Genomic DNA, 15,051 nt, shown 5'->3' with positions numbered 1-15,051 from the left:
TTTTAGGACCCTTTGGGGGTGGGCCGCCGAACAGAATGACCTTGTCATTAGATCTCTGTCAACCATCTGGTGATCATGCGATCCAGAGGCGGCGGCGCTCGACCGGCAGGTGGCGTCTTCGATGCGCCCGGACACTCCTATACTTGCGCATCCGAGCAACGTTAGGACTCCTCATGCAGGATCTCGGATGGGCTGAAATCCTCATCATCGCCCTGGTCTTCGTGCTGCTCTTCGGCGCGAAGAAGCTCCCGGAGACGGCCCGCGCCGTCGGCCGGTCCCTGCGGATCTTCAAGGCCGAGGCCGGCAGGCTCCACGACGACGAACCGGCCGAGCCGCCGCCCTCCGGCCCGACGCTGGAGGAGCAGGCGCGGCGGCTGGAGGAGCGGGCGGCCAGGCTGCGCGCGGGTATGCGGGAGGACGGGCAGGCCAAGCCGTGACGCCCTAGACTGGGCGGCTATGTCCGGAGGAGGAGTGACGGTGGCGATGGGGGAGGTCGGCGACCCGCCCGCCGACGTGCTGGCCGAAGCCGCGGCCGCTTTCGGGTTGCTGTCGTCGCCTCCGCGGTTGCACATCGTCTGGGCGCTGGCACAGGGCGAATGCGACGTGACCGGGCTGGCCGAGCGGGTGGGCGGCGCGCTTCCCGCGGTCAGCCAGCACCTGGCCAAGCTGAAGCTGGCCGGACTGGTGCGGTCGAGGCGCGAGGGGCGCCGGGTGGTCTACCTGATCGACGATCAGGACATCGTCGCCACGGTCCAGGTGCTGGTGGGACGCCTTGCCGAGCGGGCGGGCCGCCCGGGGGGACAGGCCCGTGGTCTGGGCGCCTGAGGCGCCGAGCACGCCGTCCCGGCCGGCCGGGGACGAGGTCGCGTCCCTGAGCAGGCTGCAGGTGCTGCGGCTGCTGGACAGCGGGCCGCGCGGCCTGGTGGAGGCGGAGGCCGAGTCCCGGTTGCTCCGCCACGGTGAGAACGTCCTTCCCGGTCGTCGTCCCGTGTCCTGGCCCCGGCGGCTGGCGCGCAGCCTGCGGGACCCGTTCACGATGGTGCTGCTCGCGCTGGGGGTGGTGTCGGCCCTGATCGCGTCCTGGGGCACGGCGGGCGTCATCGTGCTCCTGGTCGTGGCCAGTTGCGTGCTCCGCTCCAACGGCGAATACCGGGCCGACCGCTCGACCGCGGCGCTGCGGGAGCTGGTGGCCACCACGGCGACGGTCCGGCGGCGTGCGTCGGAGGACGCCGAGCCGTGGGAGCGGGAGATCCCGGTCGATCAGCTCGTACCGGGCGATGTGATCAAGCTGGGGCCGGGCGACCTGGTGCCGGCCGACGTCAGGTTGCTGCGTGCCAGGGGTCTGACGGTGCACCAGGCGCCGCTGACCGGGGAGTCGGCCCCGGTTCCCAAGCGGGCGCTCGACCTGCCCGAGGGTGACGATCACCTGTGTCGGCAGGGAAGCAGCGTCGTCTCGGGGAGCGCGCTGGCGGTGGTGGCGGCCACCGGCGCGGACACGATGCTCGCGGGCACTTCCGCCGCGCCGGTGCGCAGGTTGTCGGCGTTCGACCGTTCGGTGAACGGCATCTCCTGGACGCTGGTCCGGCTCATGGTGATCATCCCGCCGGTGGCGCTGGTGGCCAACGCGGTCCTGCGCGGCCGGGGGCTGGAGGCGCTGCCGTTCGCGGTGGCGGTGGCCGTCGGGCTCACGCCCGAGATGCTGCCCGTCGTCGTGACCACCGCCCTGGCCAGAGGGTCGGCGTTGCTGGCGCGCAGCGGCGTGATCGTCAAGCGGCTGGCCGCGCTGCACGACGTGGGCGCGATCGACGTGCTGTGCATGGACAAGACCGGCACGCTCACCCGGGACCGTCCCGTGCTCCGGGACTCCATCGGCCCGGACGGCGGTCCGGACCCCGAGGCGCTGCGCTGGGCCGCGATCAACAGCTTCTGGACGCTGCACCTGGCCGACCCGCCGGTGCCCGACGCCCTGGACGAGGCGATCCTGCTCGGCGCGCCCGACCATGGGGACGTCGAGGGCGTGGACGCCTCGCCGTTCGATCCGGTGAGCCGCGTCTCGTGCGCGCTCGTGCACGACGGCGGCGCGCACCGCGTCGTGGTCAAGGGCGCCGTGGAGCCGGTGCTGGAACGTTGCACGCTCAGCCCGCCGGATCGCCTGCGGGCCGTCCGCCTGGCCGACCGGCTGGCCGAGGAAGGGCTGCGGGTGCTCGCGGTCGCTGTGGCCGACCGCCCTGCCGTCCACCGCCTGGGCGAGGAGCGCGGGCTCTCCTTCGCCGGCTTCGTCACGCTGGCCGACGAGCCGTCGCCGGAGGCGCCCGGGGCCCTGGCGGCGCTCTCCCGCCGCGGGATCACTCCCAAGGTGCTGACCGGCGACCATCCGGCGACCGCCGCCCGTACCTGCCGGGACCTGGGCCTGAGCGTGGGCGCGGTGGTCAACGCGGGCGAGCTGGCGGACCTGGCCGACGCCGAGCTGGCCGAGGCCGTCGGCCGGGCGACGGTGGTCGCCCGCTGCACCCCGGAGCAGAAGGCGCGGGTCGTACGCGCGCTGCGCGCCTCAGGCCACACGGTCGGCTTCCTCGGCGACGGCGTCAACGACCTGGCCGCCATGCGCGCCGCCGACGTCGGCATCTGCCCGAGGGGGGCGGTGGACGTCACCCGGGAGGCGGCCGACGTCGTGCTGGCGGCCAAGGATCTCGCCGCGGTCGATCACGCGGTCGCCGCCGGGCGGCGCAGCACCGGCAACATCGTCACCTACCTGCGCATGGCGCTGTCGTCCAACGTCGGGAACGTGATCGCGATGCTCGCGGCCGGGCTGGCGCTGCCGTTCCTGCCGATGCTGCCCGTCCAGGTGCTGGTGCAGAACCTGTGCTTCGACGCCGCGCAGCTCGCCCTCGCCTTCGACCGGGCCGACCCGGCCGTCCTGCGCCGCCCTCTCCGGCTCCGGCCGCGTGCCATCCTGCGCTTCGTCGTCGGGTTCGGGGCCCTGAATGCCGTGGCGGACCTCGTCACGTTCGCCGTCCTGACCTGGGTGCTCGGCGTGGAGGGGGCGCCGGCCTTCCACACCGGCTGGTTCATCGAGAACATGCTCACCCAGGCCGTCATCATGCTGCTGCTCCGCCCCATCAGCGGGGTGTCGCGCCCGCTCGGGCTGGCCACGGGCGCGCTCGCCGCGGTCGGCCTGCTGTTGCCGCTCTCGCCGCTGGCGGGCGCGTTCGGGCTGGTCGCGCTGCCTGCCACGAGCTACCTCTGGCTGCTGGCGGTGGTCGGCCTGTACGGCGGCACGTTGCTGGCCATCACCCGCCGGAGATTCCGGGACAGAGGCCGCAGAACGCCATAGACGCCACACTTGTTTTATAGTTGCGCAATACAGCAAGTGTCATGGCGTCTGGAGGAACCCCTTTCGTGGATGGTTATTGGGTGCAACTCGCCCTGGTCGCGGTCCTCATCGTGATCAATGCGGTGTTCGCCGGAAGCGAGCTCGCGCTGGTCTCCCTGCGGGAGGGCCAGCTGCGCCGCCTGGAGCAGCACAGCAGCGGAGGACGGGTGCTGGCCAAGCTGGCCCGCGACCCGAACCAGTTCCTGGCGACCATCCAGATCGGCATCACCCTGGCCGGATTCCTCGCCTCGGCCACCGCGGCGGTGACCCTGTCCGAACCCCTGGTGCCGCTGCTGTCCTTCCTCGGCGGCGCGGCCGGTCCGGTGGCGATCATCCTCGTCACCCTGGTGCTGACGTTCCTCACCCTGGTGTTCGGCGAGCTGGCGCCCAAGCGGGTGGCGATGCAGCGCGCGGAGACCTGGGCGCTGCTGGTCGCCCGTCCGCTGAGCGTGCTGGGGAGCATGTCGCGGCCGGTCATCTGGGCGCTGGGCAAGTCCACCGACCTGACGGTCCGGTTGATGGGCGGGGACCCCGACCTGCACCGGGAGGAGATGAGCCCGGAGGAGATCCGCGATCTGGTCAGCGTCCATCGCGGTTTTACCCCGGAGCAGCGGCTGATCATCTCCGGCGCCGTCGAGATCACCGAACGGGTGCTGCGCGAGGTCCTGGTGCCCCCGCGCCAGGTGTTCACGATCGAGGCCGGCACCCCGCTCCGGCAGGCCGCGGCCGAACTGGCGGCATCCGGGCACTCGCGCGCGCCGGTCGTCCGGGGGCGCAACCTGGACGACACCCTCGGCATCGCCAACCTGCGCGACCTGCTCACCCAGGACGCCGAGGCCGCCGCCGACGTCGCCCGGCCCGCCCTGGTCCTCCCCGAGAGCCTGCACGTCTCCGACGCGCTGCGCCGCTTCAAGGCCGAACGCCAGCAGTTCGCCCTCGTCGTCGACGAACGCGGCGCCGTGGATGGCATCGTCACCCTGGAGGACCTCCTCGAAGAGGTGGTCGGCGAGATCTACGACGAGACCGACAGCGACCTGGAGACCGTCCAGCGCGGCGACGACGGGACGCTGACGATGCCCGGCGGCTTCCCGGTGCACGACCTGCCGGACGTGGACGTGCACCTGGAGGGGCAGCCGGAGGGCGACTACACCACCGTCGCGGGCCTGGTCCTGGCCGAGCTCGGACGGGTGCCGACCGCGCCGGGCGAGTCGGTGACCGTGACCGGCTGGCGCATCGAGGTTCTCGGGGTCGAACGCCACGCGATCACGCAGGTCCGCCTGCATCCGGTCGCCGTACCCGACGCCGCGGAACAGGACGCGTAGACCGGGGCGGCGGATCCGGCCGTAGCCGAGCCGGCCTGTTAGCCGCGCGGGACCGGCAGCCCCAGCCAGACCGCCTCCTCGGCCCGGCGCACCCGCGCCGGGCCGAGGAGACCCCCGCTACCAGTCGCCCTTGTAGAGCTGGCCGCGGACCGCGCCGCCGGGGAATTTGGCGTTGTGCAGGTTGGCGTACCAGTTCTTGGGGTTCTTCCAGATGCGGCGGGCGGTGGCGGTGTCGGTCTTGGAGCTGCCGGCCAGGCCGTTGACGCTGGGTGGCAGGCCGTCCTTGGCCTCGAAGAAGGGGACGACGACGGGGCCGTTCTTGCCCTTGGGGGCGCGGTGGACGTGGGCGGCGGTGGGGGTGTCGACGTGTTTCCAGGTGGCGGCGAACCAGACGCGGTCGCCTTCGGGCTGGACGAGCCAGGCGGCGCGGCCGTTGTGGTCGCCGACCTTGGTGCCGGGGGCGGGGATCTCCTGCTTGCCGTCGGCGCGGGTGGTCAGGGTGCGGCCGAAGCCGTGGGCCAGGATGCTCTCCAGGGCGACGGGGCGGATGCGCTGGAGCTGGGCCCGTACGGCGCCGCCGGCGAAGTCGGCGTTGTGGAGGTTGGCGTACCAGCCCTGGGGGTTGTTGAGGATGCGGCCGAGGAGGTTGAGGTCCTTGACGATGACGGTGCCCTTGATGGCGTGGAGCTGGGCCGGCAGGGCGGTGGTGATGAAGGGGATCTTGACCTCGCCGTTCTGGCCGGCGTTGCCCTTGTGGATGTGGAAGCCGCTGGGGGCGTTGACGTTGCTCCAGCGGACGGCATAGTCGACGCGGTTTCCGTGGATGCGGAAGACCGCGAGCGCGCCGCCGTCGTCATCGCCGACCTTGGTGCCGGGTGCGGGCACTTCGTTCTTGCCGGCGAGGCTGGCGGCCAGGTAGACGGGAGTGCTGGTCTGCGCGGCGGCCGGTGGCACGGGAGCGGCGACCAGTGCGGTGGTGACGGCCAGGCCAGGAAGAACGAGGGTGCGCTTGTTCATGAATCGGCCCTTGGTTAGGTGATTGCTTACTCCTGGGAGGTACGGGCCGATTCATGAACTTGGTTCAACGGTTCTGCGTCACCATGTGACGGGCAGCTCGTGCATCCCGTAGACGCTGGCCTCGTCCTTGAACGAGAGCTGCTCGGCGGGCACGGCCAGCCGCAGGTCCGGGATCCGCCTGAACAGCGAGTCGAAGACGATCTCCAGCTCCACGCGGGCGAGGTTCTGGCCCAGGCACTGGTGCGGGCCGTAACCGAAGGCCAGGTGGCTGCGGGCGTCGCGCTCGATGTCGAACGCGTCGGGGTCCGCGAACACCTCCGGATCCCGGTTGCCGGCGTTGGCCAGCGTGAGCACGCCCGCCCCCGCGGGGATGACCGCGCCGCCGAGCTCCACGTCCTCGGTGGCCACCCGCATGATCGCGAACTCGGCGATGGTGAAGTGCCGCAGCAGCTCCTCGACCGCGCCCGGCGTCTTGCTCGGGTCCTCGCGCAGCGCGGCGAGCGTGTCGGGGTGGCGCAGCAGCATGTACGTGCCCAGCGAGATCATGTTGGCCGTGGTCTCGTGCCCGGCGATGAGCAGCAGGAACGCCAGGCTGAGCAGCGCGCCGTGGTCCACCTCGCCGCTCTCGCGCTGCTTGACCACCTGGCGGCCGAGCAGGTCGTCGGTCGGGTCCTCCTCCTTGGCCCTGATCAGCTTGTCCAGGTAGACGGCCAGCTCGAAGGAGGCGTGGTGGCGCTCCTGCGGCGTGGCGGCGCGGTTGAGCAGCTGCGCCGAGTGCGTCTGGAAGAAGTCGTGCTCCTCGTACGGCACGCCGAGCAGCTCGCAGATCACCAGCGAGGGCACCGGCAGGGCGAACGCCCGCACCAGGTCGACCGGGCGGGGGCCGTCCAGCATGGCGTCGAGGTGCTCGTCCACGATCTGCTGGATGCGCGGCCGCAGGGCCGCGATGCGCCTGAGGGTGAACTCCCCGATCACGGCGCGTCGCGCCGGACCGTGCTCGGGCGGGTCCATCTCCAGCATCATCTTGGGCAGCGGCGACTCGCCGGGCGCCATCTCGCCGCTCAGCCTGGGGGCGTTGGGATGGCGGCGGTCGGCGCTGAAACGCGGGTCGCTCAGGACCGTACGGATGTCCTCATAGCGGGCGGCGACCCAGGCGTTCGAACCGCCCGGCAGCGCGACCTCGGTGACCGGCTGCTCACGCAGGAGGCGAAGGTGCTGCTCGGGCGGCGCGTACGGGCAGGTGCGGGTGATCTGGAGCGTCTCAGCGGAGTCAGCGGTCACGGTTGTCCCCAATCAGCGTGCCATTCCCAAATTTCCCTACATCTGTAGGCTAACCTACAGATGTAGGGCACAGTACACTGAGGCGTGGCCCTCACCAGAGACAGAAAGAGCGACCTGAGCGACCCGCGGGTGCGCCGCACCCAGGCGGCCCTGCAACGCACGCTGATCGACCTCGTCCAGGACGGCGACCTGTCCAGGATCAGCGTCGCCGATGTCGCCGAACGCGCCGGGGTGAGCCGCTCCACGTTCTACGACCACTACCGTGACGTGCACGAACTGGCCGAGGCGGCGTGCACCACGATGATCGACGACCTGATCGAGGCCATCCCCGACCCCGGTGTCCGGGACGTCCCGGACGACGCCCCCGACACGCTGCTGACCTTCTTCGCCCACCTCGACGAGCACGCCGGCCTCTACCGCAGCGTGCTCGGGCCCCAGGGCAGCGCGCGCGTCATCGACCACGTGCGCCGCCACGCCACCGTCGCGGCCTACGTCGGCGCGCGCCGCAAGGCCACCGGGGACGACACCCCGACCGACTTCACGATCCGGACCCCGCATGACGTGCCCGCCGCGTTCACGGCGGGCGCGCTCATCGGCGTCGCCACCGACTGGCTCCAGCACGACTGCCCGCGCTCACCCGCCGAGATGGCGGACCTGACCCGCCCGCTGCTGATGGCCGTCTACCGAGGGGACGACCACCCCCAGGCCTAGGGAGGGGTCAGCCGGCGGACACCGAGAAGCTGTTGGTGACGAAGTCCATCCCTCCGCTGGAGGAGGTGATCTCGTAGCCGAACTGCACGTTGCCGAGCGTCACGTCACCCATCCAGCCGTTGGTGCGCAGCCAGTTGAGCACCGCCTTGACGTCCACGGTGCCGGAGTTGGTGTTGCCGGTCCTGACGAACGAGAAGACCTGGTTGGCGCCGTTGCTGCCGCGGTAGACGTCCCAGCTGTGGCCGCCCACCGTGGCGCCGGTCTGGCGGGAGCCGATCGGGCCGACGGCGCCGTGCTTGTTCATCCAGAGCATGATCTCGTACGCGTTGGCCGAGTCCCAGATGTCGTACGCCGTTGTGTACGAGCCGCCGTTCGGCACGGTGACGTTGAAGCTGCTGGTGGCGCTGCCGAGGGCGCTGATGCGTTTGCCGACGTACCTGGTGGCGTTCGGGTACGACTTCACCCCGCCGGTGTTGGGGTGGTTGGCCCACACGCCCCAGTTGCTGTAGGAGTTCGCCCAGATGGTCTGCGGGCCGGCGCCGCTGCCCCAGATGTTGTTGTAGAGCGTGTAGCCGCCGTTGGACCAGGTGCCCCATCGGTCGGTGGAGGACCAGGTGGCGGCCAGCGCGGGCGGGGCGAAGAGGACGGCGACCATCGCCAGTACGCAAACGGGGACGGCGGAACGCACGATCTTGCGCATGCTGGATCCCTTTCACGATTAGTTTGGCTGACGTCCAAACTAAATGACACTTTGCGCTTGTTGACTCGGCCAGTCAACCCCGGGTGAAACTTTCGCGGATGTTTTAGGCTTTACCTACGGGAATAATGGGTTTTATGAGCCTTCAGTTCCTCTGGTACATCCCCAACCAGGCCCGGCCGGGGCATCGCGGCGACGACGTCGTCGCGGACCACAACAGCCTGGAGACCCTCAGCGGCCACGCCAGGGCCGTCGAGGAGCACGGGTGGAGCGGGGCGCTCATCGGCGCCGGCTGGGGACGGCCCGACACCTTCACGGTCGCCACCGCGCTGGCCGCGCGGACGACGACGTTCCAGCCGCTGATCGCGGTCCGGCCCGGCTACTGGCGGCCCGCCAACTTCGCCTCCGCCGCCGCGACCCTGGACCATCTCACCGGGGGACGGGTGCTGGTCAACATCGTGTCAGGCAAGGACGACCTGGCGGCGTACGGCGACAGCGAGGGCGACCAGGCGCACCGCTACGCCCGTACCAAGGAGTTCATGCGGATCGTGCGCAAGCTGTGGACCGAGGAGAACGTCACCTACCACGGCGAGCACTTCAGCGTCACCGGCTCCACCGTGGCGCCGCGCACGGTCGTCCGGGGCGAACGCCGGCACCCCCGGCTGTACTTCGGCGGCGCCTCCGAGGCCGCCGAGAGGGTGGCCGCCACCGAGGCCGACGTCCAGCTCTTCTGGGGCGAGCCGCTCGACGACGTCGCCGAGCGGATCGAGCGGCTCCGGCGGCTCAGCGACGGGCTCGGGCGCGAGCACCCTCCGCTGGAGTTCGGGCTGCGGGTCACCACGCTGGTGCGGGACACCACCGAACAGGCCTGGGCCGACGCCGAGGCCAGGGTCGGGAAGATGGCCGGAGGCGGCATCTCGCGCGACCCGAACTGGCGCGCCGCCGTCGGCCAGCGGCGGCTGCTCGACCTGGCCGCGCGGGGAGAGGTGCTCGACGGCAACCTCTACACCGCCCCCGGCAGGTACGGGGGCGGTGGCGCGGGCAGCACCTGGCTGGTCGGCTCGGCCGAGGACGTGGCCCTGTCGCTGCGCAACTACCAGGCCCTCGGCATCACCCACTTCGTCCTCTCCGACACCCCCTACCTGCCGGAGATCAGACGCCAGGGCGACCGGCTCCTACCGCTGCTGCGCGGCTGACCCCGGCCGGGCCGGGCTGAGCTCACGGGACCGGCCGACGGGGTCGCGGCGGCACGTCCGTTTGGTGGGGTGCCAGGTGCCGTGGCGGCCGGCGCAGTGGGGCCGGGGCGGCTGGAGGCCGGGCTGGGCGGGGGTCGGCACGGGGCTCAGGGCGGCGGTGATGAGGAACGTGGCGGTCGTGGTGAGGGCGCCGGTGATGACGGCGAGGGCTGCTCTCGTTCCAGTTCTCATGGTGCTCCCGGTGTTGTGGTCTGCCGGGTTTGATGCTCGGTTGTCGGTGGTTGTTCGGAGTGTTGTTGCAGGTCGGGCAATGTATCCGGGTTTGTGGCTTATGTCGGGGAGGGCATTCCCGTGAACGGCGGGCGGGTGGCGGCCGTGGCAGCCACCCGCCCGTATCGCTAGGCGGCGCGATAGACGGCGATCTCGGTCATCGTCGGGGTGTACACCTCACTCGGCACCTTCCCGGTGAGCGACACCCGGAGCCGGGAGGTCGTGACGCTGCCGAAGCCGGTCACGGACCGGTCGTGCCCGATGCCGTCGGCGCGACTGGCGAACGTCACCCAGGAGCCGGTCCCGGCGTCCCACCGCCGCAGGTCGAACGTCTGGACCCGCGGGTTGGTGCCCGAGTCGGTGTACTCGTCCAGGTAGACCTCGTCGAAGGTGGTGGCCGTGCCGAAGTCGATGTCGAGCGTGATCGGGTAGGCGGCGTCGTCGGCCGCCGCCCAGCGGGTCGCCGGGTTGCCGTCGGTCAGGTTGCCGGCGACGAGCGTGCCGTTCTGGCCGGGGTGGGTCGAGCTGGCGGTGACCGGTTTGCCGAGGACGAGGTTGACCCGGCCGTCGCCGGGCTCGTTCTCGATGGGGTCGTCGTCGACCGGGTTGGTGACCTTCACGCCGATCGGGCTCTCCGCCATGCCGATGTCCGGCGCGTCGCCGTAGTAGATGTGGGTGCCCAGGAAGTCCTCGGTGCCCAGGTGGGGGTTGTAGCGGCCGGCGTCGATGAGCGGGGAATCGTCGCGGAGCTTGAAGTGCGCGGCGGCCGTCCGGATCCGGTCCACGCCCGCTCCGGTGACGTACTTCGCCGGGTCGCCGACGAACCTCGGGTCGGCGCGCAGGCCGGCCCGGTCGGCCGGTTCCTGGGTGGAGTGGGTGCCGCCGGCCTCGTAGTAGTCGTTGTTGGCGAACACCGCCTGGCGCAGGGCGCCCGTGCGGCGGTACCAGGGCGTCGGCCTCGTCGCGGAGGTGTTGTAGAAGATGTTGTTGAGGAAGTAGACCCTGCTCAGGAACGTCTCGTCGTGCATGTAGTCGAGGTCCGCGCCGTCGTACACGAAGGTGTTGTTCGTGAAGTAGGTCGGCGAGTAGTTCGTCGACAACATGTTCTTCACCAGCACGCCGTTGTCGTTGACGCTGAGGTTGTAGCGGGCGACCGAGTTGGAGCTGTTGCCCATGTACGCCATCCAGCCCGCGGCGTTGTCGTGCGAGTAGTTGAACTGGTAGGTGACGTTGAAGTTCGTGTACTCCAGGTCCCACGGGGTGCCGTCGTACTCGTTGTCCGGGCCGCCGTAGACCTCGTTGAACTGCATGACCGAGTCGGCCCCCGCCCACAGGTAGAGCCCGCAGGACACCGCGTTGTAGCGCTTGAGGAAGCCGTTGACCTCGTTGTACTCGACCGTCATGTTCTTGGCGTTGGCGAACTGGAACGCGCCCTGGCCGACGCTCTCCGCGTAGTTGTGGCCGATGTAGACGTCACGGCTGTACAGGTCGCGGGTCCGCACCCAGAGCTGCTCCCAGCCCTCGTGGAACTTCCCGCTCTCGTCGTACTGGCCGGCGTCGGCTCCGTCGGCGGCGAACCAGTTGAACGAGAACTGCACGGCGTGCAGCTCGACCTTCACGAAGGTGTTGTTCTCGATCCGGACGTCCTTGAAGTAGTAGCCGCCGGTGCCGTACGACTTGTAGCTCTTGCCGCCGAAGACCTGGAAGTTGACGCCGCCGTAGTGGATCTTCTGCCAGGTGCTGGGGCCGTCGAGGTCGTGGACGTACACGTTGGAGATGCGGAAGTGGTCCATGACGCTGTCCGCGCCGGCCGCCAGCAGGTCGGCGTTGATGGAGACCATGATGCCGTCGCGGACGTAGGTCCCCGTGGTGATGTCGGTGGCGAAGTTGTCGTCGTTGGACAGCTCGACATTGTCGATCTCGAAGTACTGCTGGTTGCGCAGCACGATGGCGCCGGTCCGGCCGACCGTGTCGGGGTTCTTCGTGCCGTCCGCCCTGAAGGGGCTCGGCACCCGGCCGTTCGTCGCGATGTACGGCCGGCGGGCCTTCGGGTCGCCGTAGGCCGAGATGGTGATCGGCTTGCCCGCGCTGCCCGAGCCCTTCGGCCACAGCTGCTCGTTGTTCCACTGCTCGCCGGCCTTGAGCAGGATCCGGTCGCCGGGCCTGAACGTCGTCTCGTTCGCCTTGGCCAGGGTGCGCCAGGCGGTCTGCGGCGAGGTCCCGGCCGCGCTGTCGCGACCGGTCGTGGCGTCGATGAAGTAGTCCTTGCCGCCCGTCGGGTTCGGCGTGTTGCCCGGGAAGTCCGCCTTCATGGCGGCGGCGGGGAAGCGGTCCGGGGTTGCGGCGGCGGCTGCGGCTGCGCTCGCGGCGGGCGCGATCGACCCCGCGAGCAGCGCGGCGAGCAGGACGGCGAGGCCCACGCGGAGCGCCCGGGCCACGGGCCGCCGGCGGGCGGGCGCGGGTAATGCGGCGGGGGGTGCGGTGCCGACAGGTTTCACTGTTGAACATCCTCTGCGTTGATGGCGTCCACCGCCGCCGTGTCGACCTTGAAGACGCTGCTGGCCACCCGGCGCTGGAGGAACTGGTCGAATCTCTCCTCGATGAGCGACTGCCGGATCCGCCGCGAGTACTCGGCGAACGCCGCGTCCTCGTCGACGGTCTTGCCGTTGAGCTGGTAGTACGTGATCTGGCCGGTGCCCGGGACCGGGCCGGAGATCTGGCCCGGCGCGAGCTTGCCCAGCATGGCCATGAGCTCCTGGTCGTGGGCGGCCGAGCCGCCGCCCTGCCGCGTGGCGGTCGTGAGCCTGGCGCCGGGCTCGCGGTCCGCGAGCTCCGCCAGCCGGCCGGCGGCGGCCACCCGCCGCTGGAGCCCGGCCGCGTAGCCGGCTGTGTGGTCGGCAGGGGCGCCGTCGGGCACCGGCACCACGAGCGTCGCGTACGTGTACGTGGTCGCGTTGGCGCTCCAGGAGTCCCGGTCGGCGTCGAACGCCCGCCGGACCTCGGCGTCGGTCACCCGGAGCGGGCCGTTCGCGCTGAGCCGCTGCTTCAGGCCCGTCGTGAGCCCGGTGAGCCGGTGCGAGTAATACTCCTCGGGGGAGAACTCCGCCAGGCCGTAGACCACCTGGCCCCTGGCGATGGCGTCGGCGCGCCGCTCGTTCTCGGCGGCCAGCTCGGCGAGGAAGTCCGCGTGGTCGACGGAGCCGATCAGGTGCTGCTCCTTTGCCAGGACGAGCGCCGTCTTGTCCCGCCGGATCTCGTCCAGCGCGCGGGCCGCGAGCCGCTGGAGCGCGGTCTTGTCGCCGGGCTTCGCGTTCCAGTCGATCGCGCCCTGGAGCCGGTACTGGTTGCGTAGCTCGTTCTCCACCTGAGGCGTCAGTCGGCGCATGTGGAAGAGCAGCTCGTCGCGGGTGACGGCGTGCCCGTCGAGGGAGGCGACCTCGTTCGTACGCTGGGCGAGCGCCACGCCGCCGAGCACCAGCGCGGCGAGTGCGGCCACCACGGCGGCGATGAGGACGGCGGTTCGGGGTGACCGGCTACGAACGGCGCCCTTTCCTGTGGCCTTCTTCACGAGGACGGCCTTCATGACGCTGCTCCGATCGCGGTCACGTGGGCGACGACGGGGGTGTCCCGGGCCTGCGGCACCTCGACCAGCACGGCGTCCACCTCGGCCGGCGTGAACGTCAGGATGCGCTGGTAACCCACCGCGTTCGCCTCCGCGAGCGTCGTCCACCGGCCGTCCCGGCGGCCCCGGACGACGACGTGCTCGATGCGCTGCCCGTGCGCGATGTCCTCGCCCACGACGACCGCCTCGACCAGGCCGGGCCGCGCGAACACGAGCCGCACGCCGGGCTGGGGGTCGGCGTCGTCCGGCCACCACGGCGTACGGCCCCCTCCGGGCCATGCGGTCGCGACGTCGCCCGCCGTACCGGACGACACCGTCACGGTCGCCTCCAGGCGCCGCGCCCGGAAGTCCTCGACGCGCCGCCCGAGCTGCTCCAGCACCGCCACGTCGGCCTCCCGCAGCAGCCCGTCACGGGCGGGCGGGACGTTGAGCAGGAAGCAGGAGTTGCCGCCGACGGCACGCAGGTAGATGGCGAACAGCTCGTCCGCTGGGCGGACCAGGGCGTCCTCGGCCGGGTGGTGGAACCATCCGGGCCGGATCGAGGTGTTCACCTCCGCCGGGTACCAGACCAGGTCGTCCTCGCGCCCCGCCAGGGCGGCGCGGCTGCCGAGGTCGAGATCGTCGCTGCGCACCAGCCGGGCGAACGTGCCGTCGTCCGCCTGCTGCGAGCGGTCCGCGATCCGCTCGGCGTCCAGCAGGGCCCGCGGGACGACGCTCCACTCGTCGGGGCGGGTGCTCCCGGCCTCGTTGCCGCACCAGCGGACGTCGGGGCCGCACACGCTGATGACCGCGTCCGGCTGCAGCTCGCGGACCACCGCGTAGTACCGCTCCCAGTCGTACACCTGGCGCCTGCCGTTCGGGCCCTCGCCGTTCGCGCCGTCCAGCCACACCGTGAACACCGGCCCGTAGCGGGTGAGCAGCTCGGTGAGCTGGGCGACGTAGAAGTCGTCGTACGCGCTCCCGCTGCCGTAGGAGGCCTCGGTGCGGTCCCAGGGCGACAGGTAGATCCCGAACCGCAGGCCGTGCCGCCGCGCCGCCTCCGAGACCTCCGCGACCACGTCGCCGCGGCCGCCGCGCCAGGGCGACGCGGCGACCGAGTACGCGGTGACGTCGCTCGGCCACAGGCAGAAGCCGTCATGGTGCTTGCAGGTGAGGATCACGCCGGTCATCCCGGCGGCCTTGAGCGCCCTGACCCACTGGTCGGCGTCGAGCCCTTCCGGGTCGAAGGCCGCCGGGTCGTCGTGCCCCTCGCCCCACTCCCGGTCCGTCATCGTGTTCATGCCGAAGTGGATGAACCCGTAGAACTCCATCGCCTGCCACGCGAGCTGGCGCTCGCTCGGCCGTACCGCCGTCAATGTCCGAAGGGTCATCGGAACCGCCGGTTGTACGAGGCCAGCACGGCCAGCAGCCCCACGAGTGCCGCGAGCATGATCGCGAGGCTCCCCCACCCGGCCGTCGTACGGGCGGCGACGACGACGGCGACGCAGACGGCCGCGACGAGCGTGCGAGCGGTGACGAGCAGCACGCTGCGCGTAGAATCCTTCATCACGGTTTCCTCTCTG

14 protein-coding genes are annotated in these 15,051 nt (G+C 71.1%); 6 read left to right on the top strand and 8 right to left on the bottom strand.

Annotated elements, in window-relative coordinates:
* The first annotated feature begins 173 nt into the window (after nucleotides 1-173).
* The 4 genes from ACIHFD_RS09380 (at nucleotide 174) to ACIHFD_RS09365 (ending at nucleotide 4,695) form a co-directional block, all read left to right on the top strand.
* Nucleotides 174-437: a Sec-independent protein translocase subunit TatA gene (locus ACIHFD_RS09380; protein WP_397366321.1), complete on the top strand. Its 264-nt coding sequence runs from the start codon at nucleotides 174-176 to the stop codon at nucleotides 435-437.
* A gap of 19 nt (nucleotides 438-456) precedes the next feature.
* Entirely contained in the window at nucleotides 457-825 is a 369-nt protein-coding gene (locus tag ACIHFD_RS09375) for a metalloregulator ArsR/SmtB family transcription factor (RefSeq protein ID WP_350727544.1), read from the top strand.
* Complete coding sequence (gene mgtA, locus ACIHFD_RS09370; protein ID WP_397366320.1) at nucleotides 809-3,334, top strand: magnesium-translocating P-type ATPase; 2,526 nt, start codon at nucleotides 809-811, stop codon at nucleotides 3,332-3,334. Before ACIHFD_RS09375 ends, mgtA begins: the two co-directional genes overlap by 17 nt.
* Nucleotides 3,335-3,399: 65 nt before the next feature.
* Nucleotides 3,400-4,695, top strand: a complete 1,296-nt coding sequence (locus ACIHFD_RS09365; RefSeq protein ID WP_397366319.1) for a hemolysin family protein — start codon at nucleotides 3,400-3,402, stop codon at nucleotides 4,693-4,695.
* Nucleotides 4,696-4,812: 117 nt separating this feature from the next.
* Here the strand turns inward: ACIHFD_RS09365 and ACIHFD_RS09360 are convergent, their stop codons facing one another.
* Both ACIHFD_RS09360 and ACIHFD_RS09355 read right to left on the bottom strand, forming a co-directional pair.
* Entirely contained in the window at nucleotides 4,813-5,712 is a 900-nt protein-coding gene (locus ACIHFD_RS09360) for a CHRD domain-containing protein (RefSeq protein WP_397366318.1), read from the bottom strand.
* Between the two features lie 78 nt (nucleotides 5,713-5,790).
* Nucleotides 5,791-6,993, bottom strand: coding sequence for a cytochrome P450 (locus ACIHFD_RS09355; RefSeq protein WP_397366316.1), 1,203 nt, complete (start codon nucleotides 6,991-6,993; stop codon nucleotides 5,791-5,793).
* Between the two features lie 84 nt (nucleotides 6,994-7,077).
* Here ACIHFD_RS09355 and ACIHFD_RS09350 point away from each other — a divergent pair, with 84 nt between their 5' ends.
* Nucleotides 7,078-7,704, top strand: a complete 627-nt coding sequence (locus tag ACIHFD_RS09350) for a TetR/AcrR family transcriptional regulator (protein ID WP_397366315.1) — start codon at nucleotides 7,078-7,080, stop codon at nucleotides 7,702-7,704.
* A gap of 7 nt (nucleotides 7,705-7,711) precedes the next feature.
* Here the strand turns inward: ACIHFD_RS09350 and ACIHFD_RS09345 are convergent, their stop codons facing one another.
* Complete coding sequence (locus ACIHFD_RS09345) at nucleotides 7,712-8,404, bottom strand: hypothetical protein (RefSeq protein WP_355209769.1); 693 nt, start codon at nucleotides 8,402-8,404, stop codon at nucleotides 7,712-7,714.
* Between the two features lie 134 nt (nucleotides 8,405-8,538).
* Between ACIHFD_RS09345 and ACIHFD_RS09340 the strand changes: the two genes are divergently transcribed.
* A complete protein-coding gene (locus tag ACIHFD_RS09340) occupies nucleotides 8,539-9,597 on the top strand; it encodes an LLM class flavin-dependent oxidoreductase (protein WP_397366313.1) in 1,059 nt (352 codons plus the stop codon).
* Here the strand turns inward: ACIHFD_RS09340 and ACIHFD_RS09335 are convergent.
* The 5 genes from ACIHFD_RS09335 to ACIHFD_RS09315 form a co-directional block, all read right to left on the bottom strand.
* Nucleotides 9,577-9,828: a hypothetical protein gene (locus tag ACIHFD_RS09335; protein ID WP_397366312.1), complete on the bottom strand. Its 252-nt coding sequence runs from the start codon at nucleotides 9,826-9,828 to the stop codon at nucleotides 9,577-9,579. The genes ACIHFD_RS09340 and ACIHFD_RS09335 overlap by 21 nt on opposite strands.
* Before the next feature lie 167 nt (nucleotides 9,829-9,995).
* On the bottom strand, nucleotides 9,996-12,365 hold the full coding sequence (locus ACIHFD_RS09330) for a discoidin domain-containing protein (protein WP_397366311.1): 2,370 nt from the start codon (nucleotides 12,363-12,365) through the stop codon (nucleotides 9,996-9,998).
* Complete coding sequence (locus ACIHFD_RS09325) at nucleotides 12,362-13,450, bottom strand: hypothetical protein (protein ID WP_397366310.1); 1,089 nt, start codon at nucleotides 13,448-13,450, stop codon at nucleotides 12,362-12,364. The genes ACIHFD_RS09330 and ACIHFD_RS09325 overlap by 4 nt, the downstream gene beginning before the upstream one ends.
* Nucleotides 13,447-14,844, bottom strand: coding sequence for an alpha-L-fucosidase (locus tag ACIHFD_RS09320; protein WP_397366309.1), 1,398 nt, complete (start codon nucleotides 14,842-14,844; stop codon nucleotides 13,447-13,449). Before ACIHFD_RS09320 ends, ACIHFD_RS09325 begins: the two co-directional genes overlap by 4 nt.
* Nucleotides 14,845-14,855: 11 nt before the next feature.
* Nucleotides 14,856-15,035, bottom strand: a complete 180-nt coding sequence (locus ACIHFD_RS09315; RefSeq protein ID WP_350727556.1) for a DUF6903 family protein — start codon at nucleotides 15,033-15,035, stop codon at nucleotides 14,856-14,858.
* Nucleotides 15,036-15,051: the final 16 nt, after the last annotated feature.

It is taken from the genome of Nonomuraea sp. NPDC051941 (genome assembly GCF_044593615.1).
Note: the sequence above shows the minus strand (reverse complement) of the source record. Positions and strands in the feature narration are given on the sequence as shown.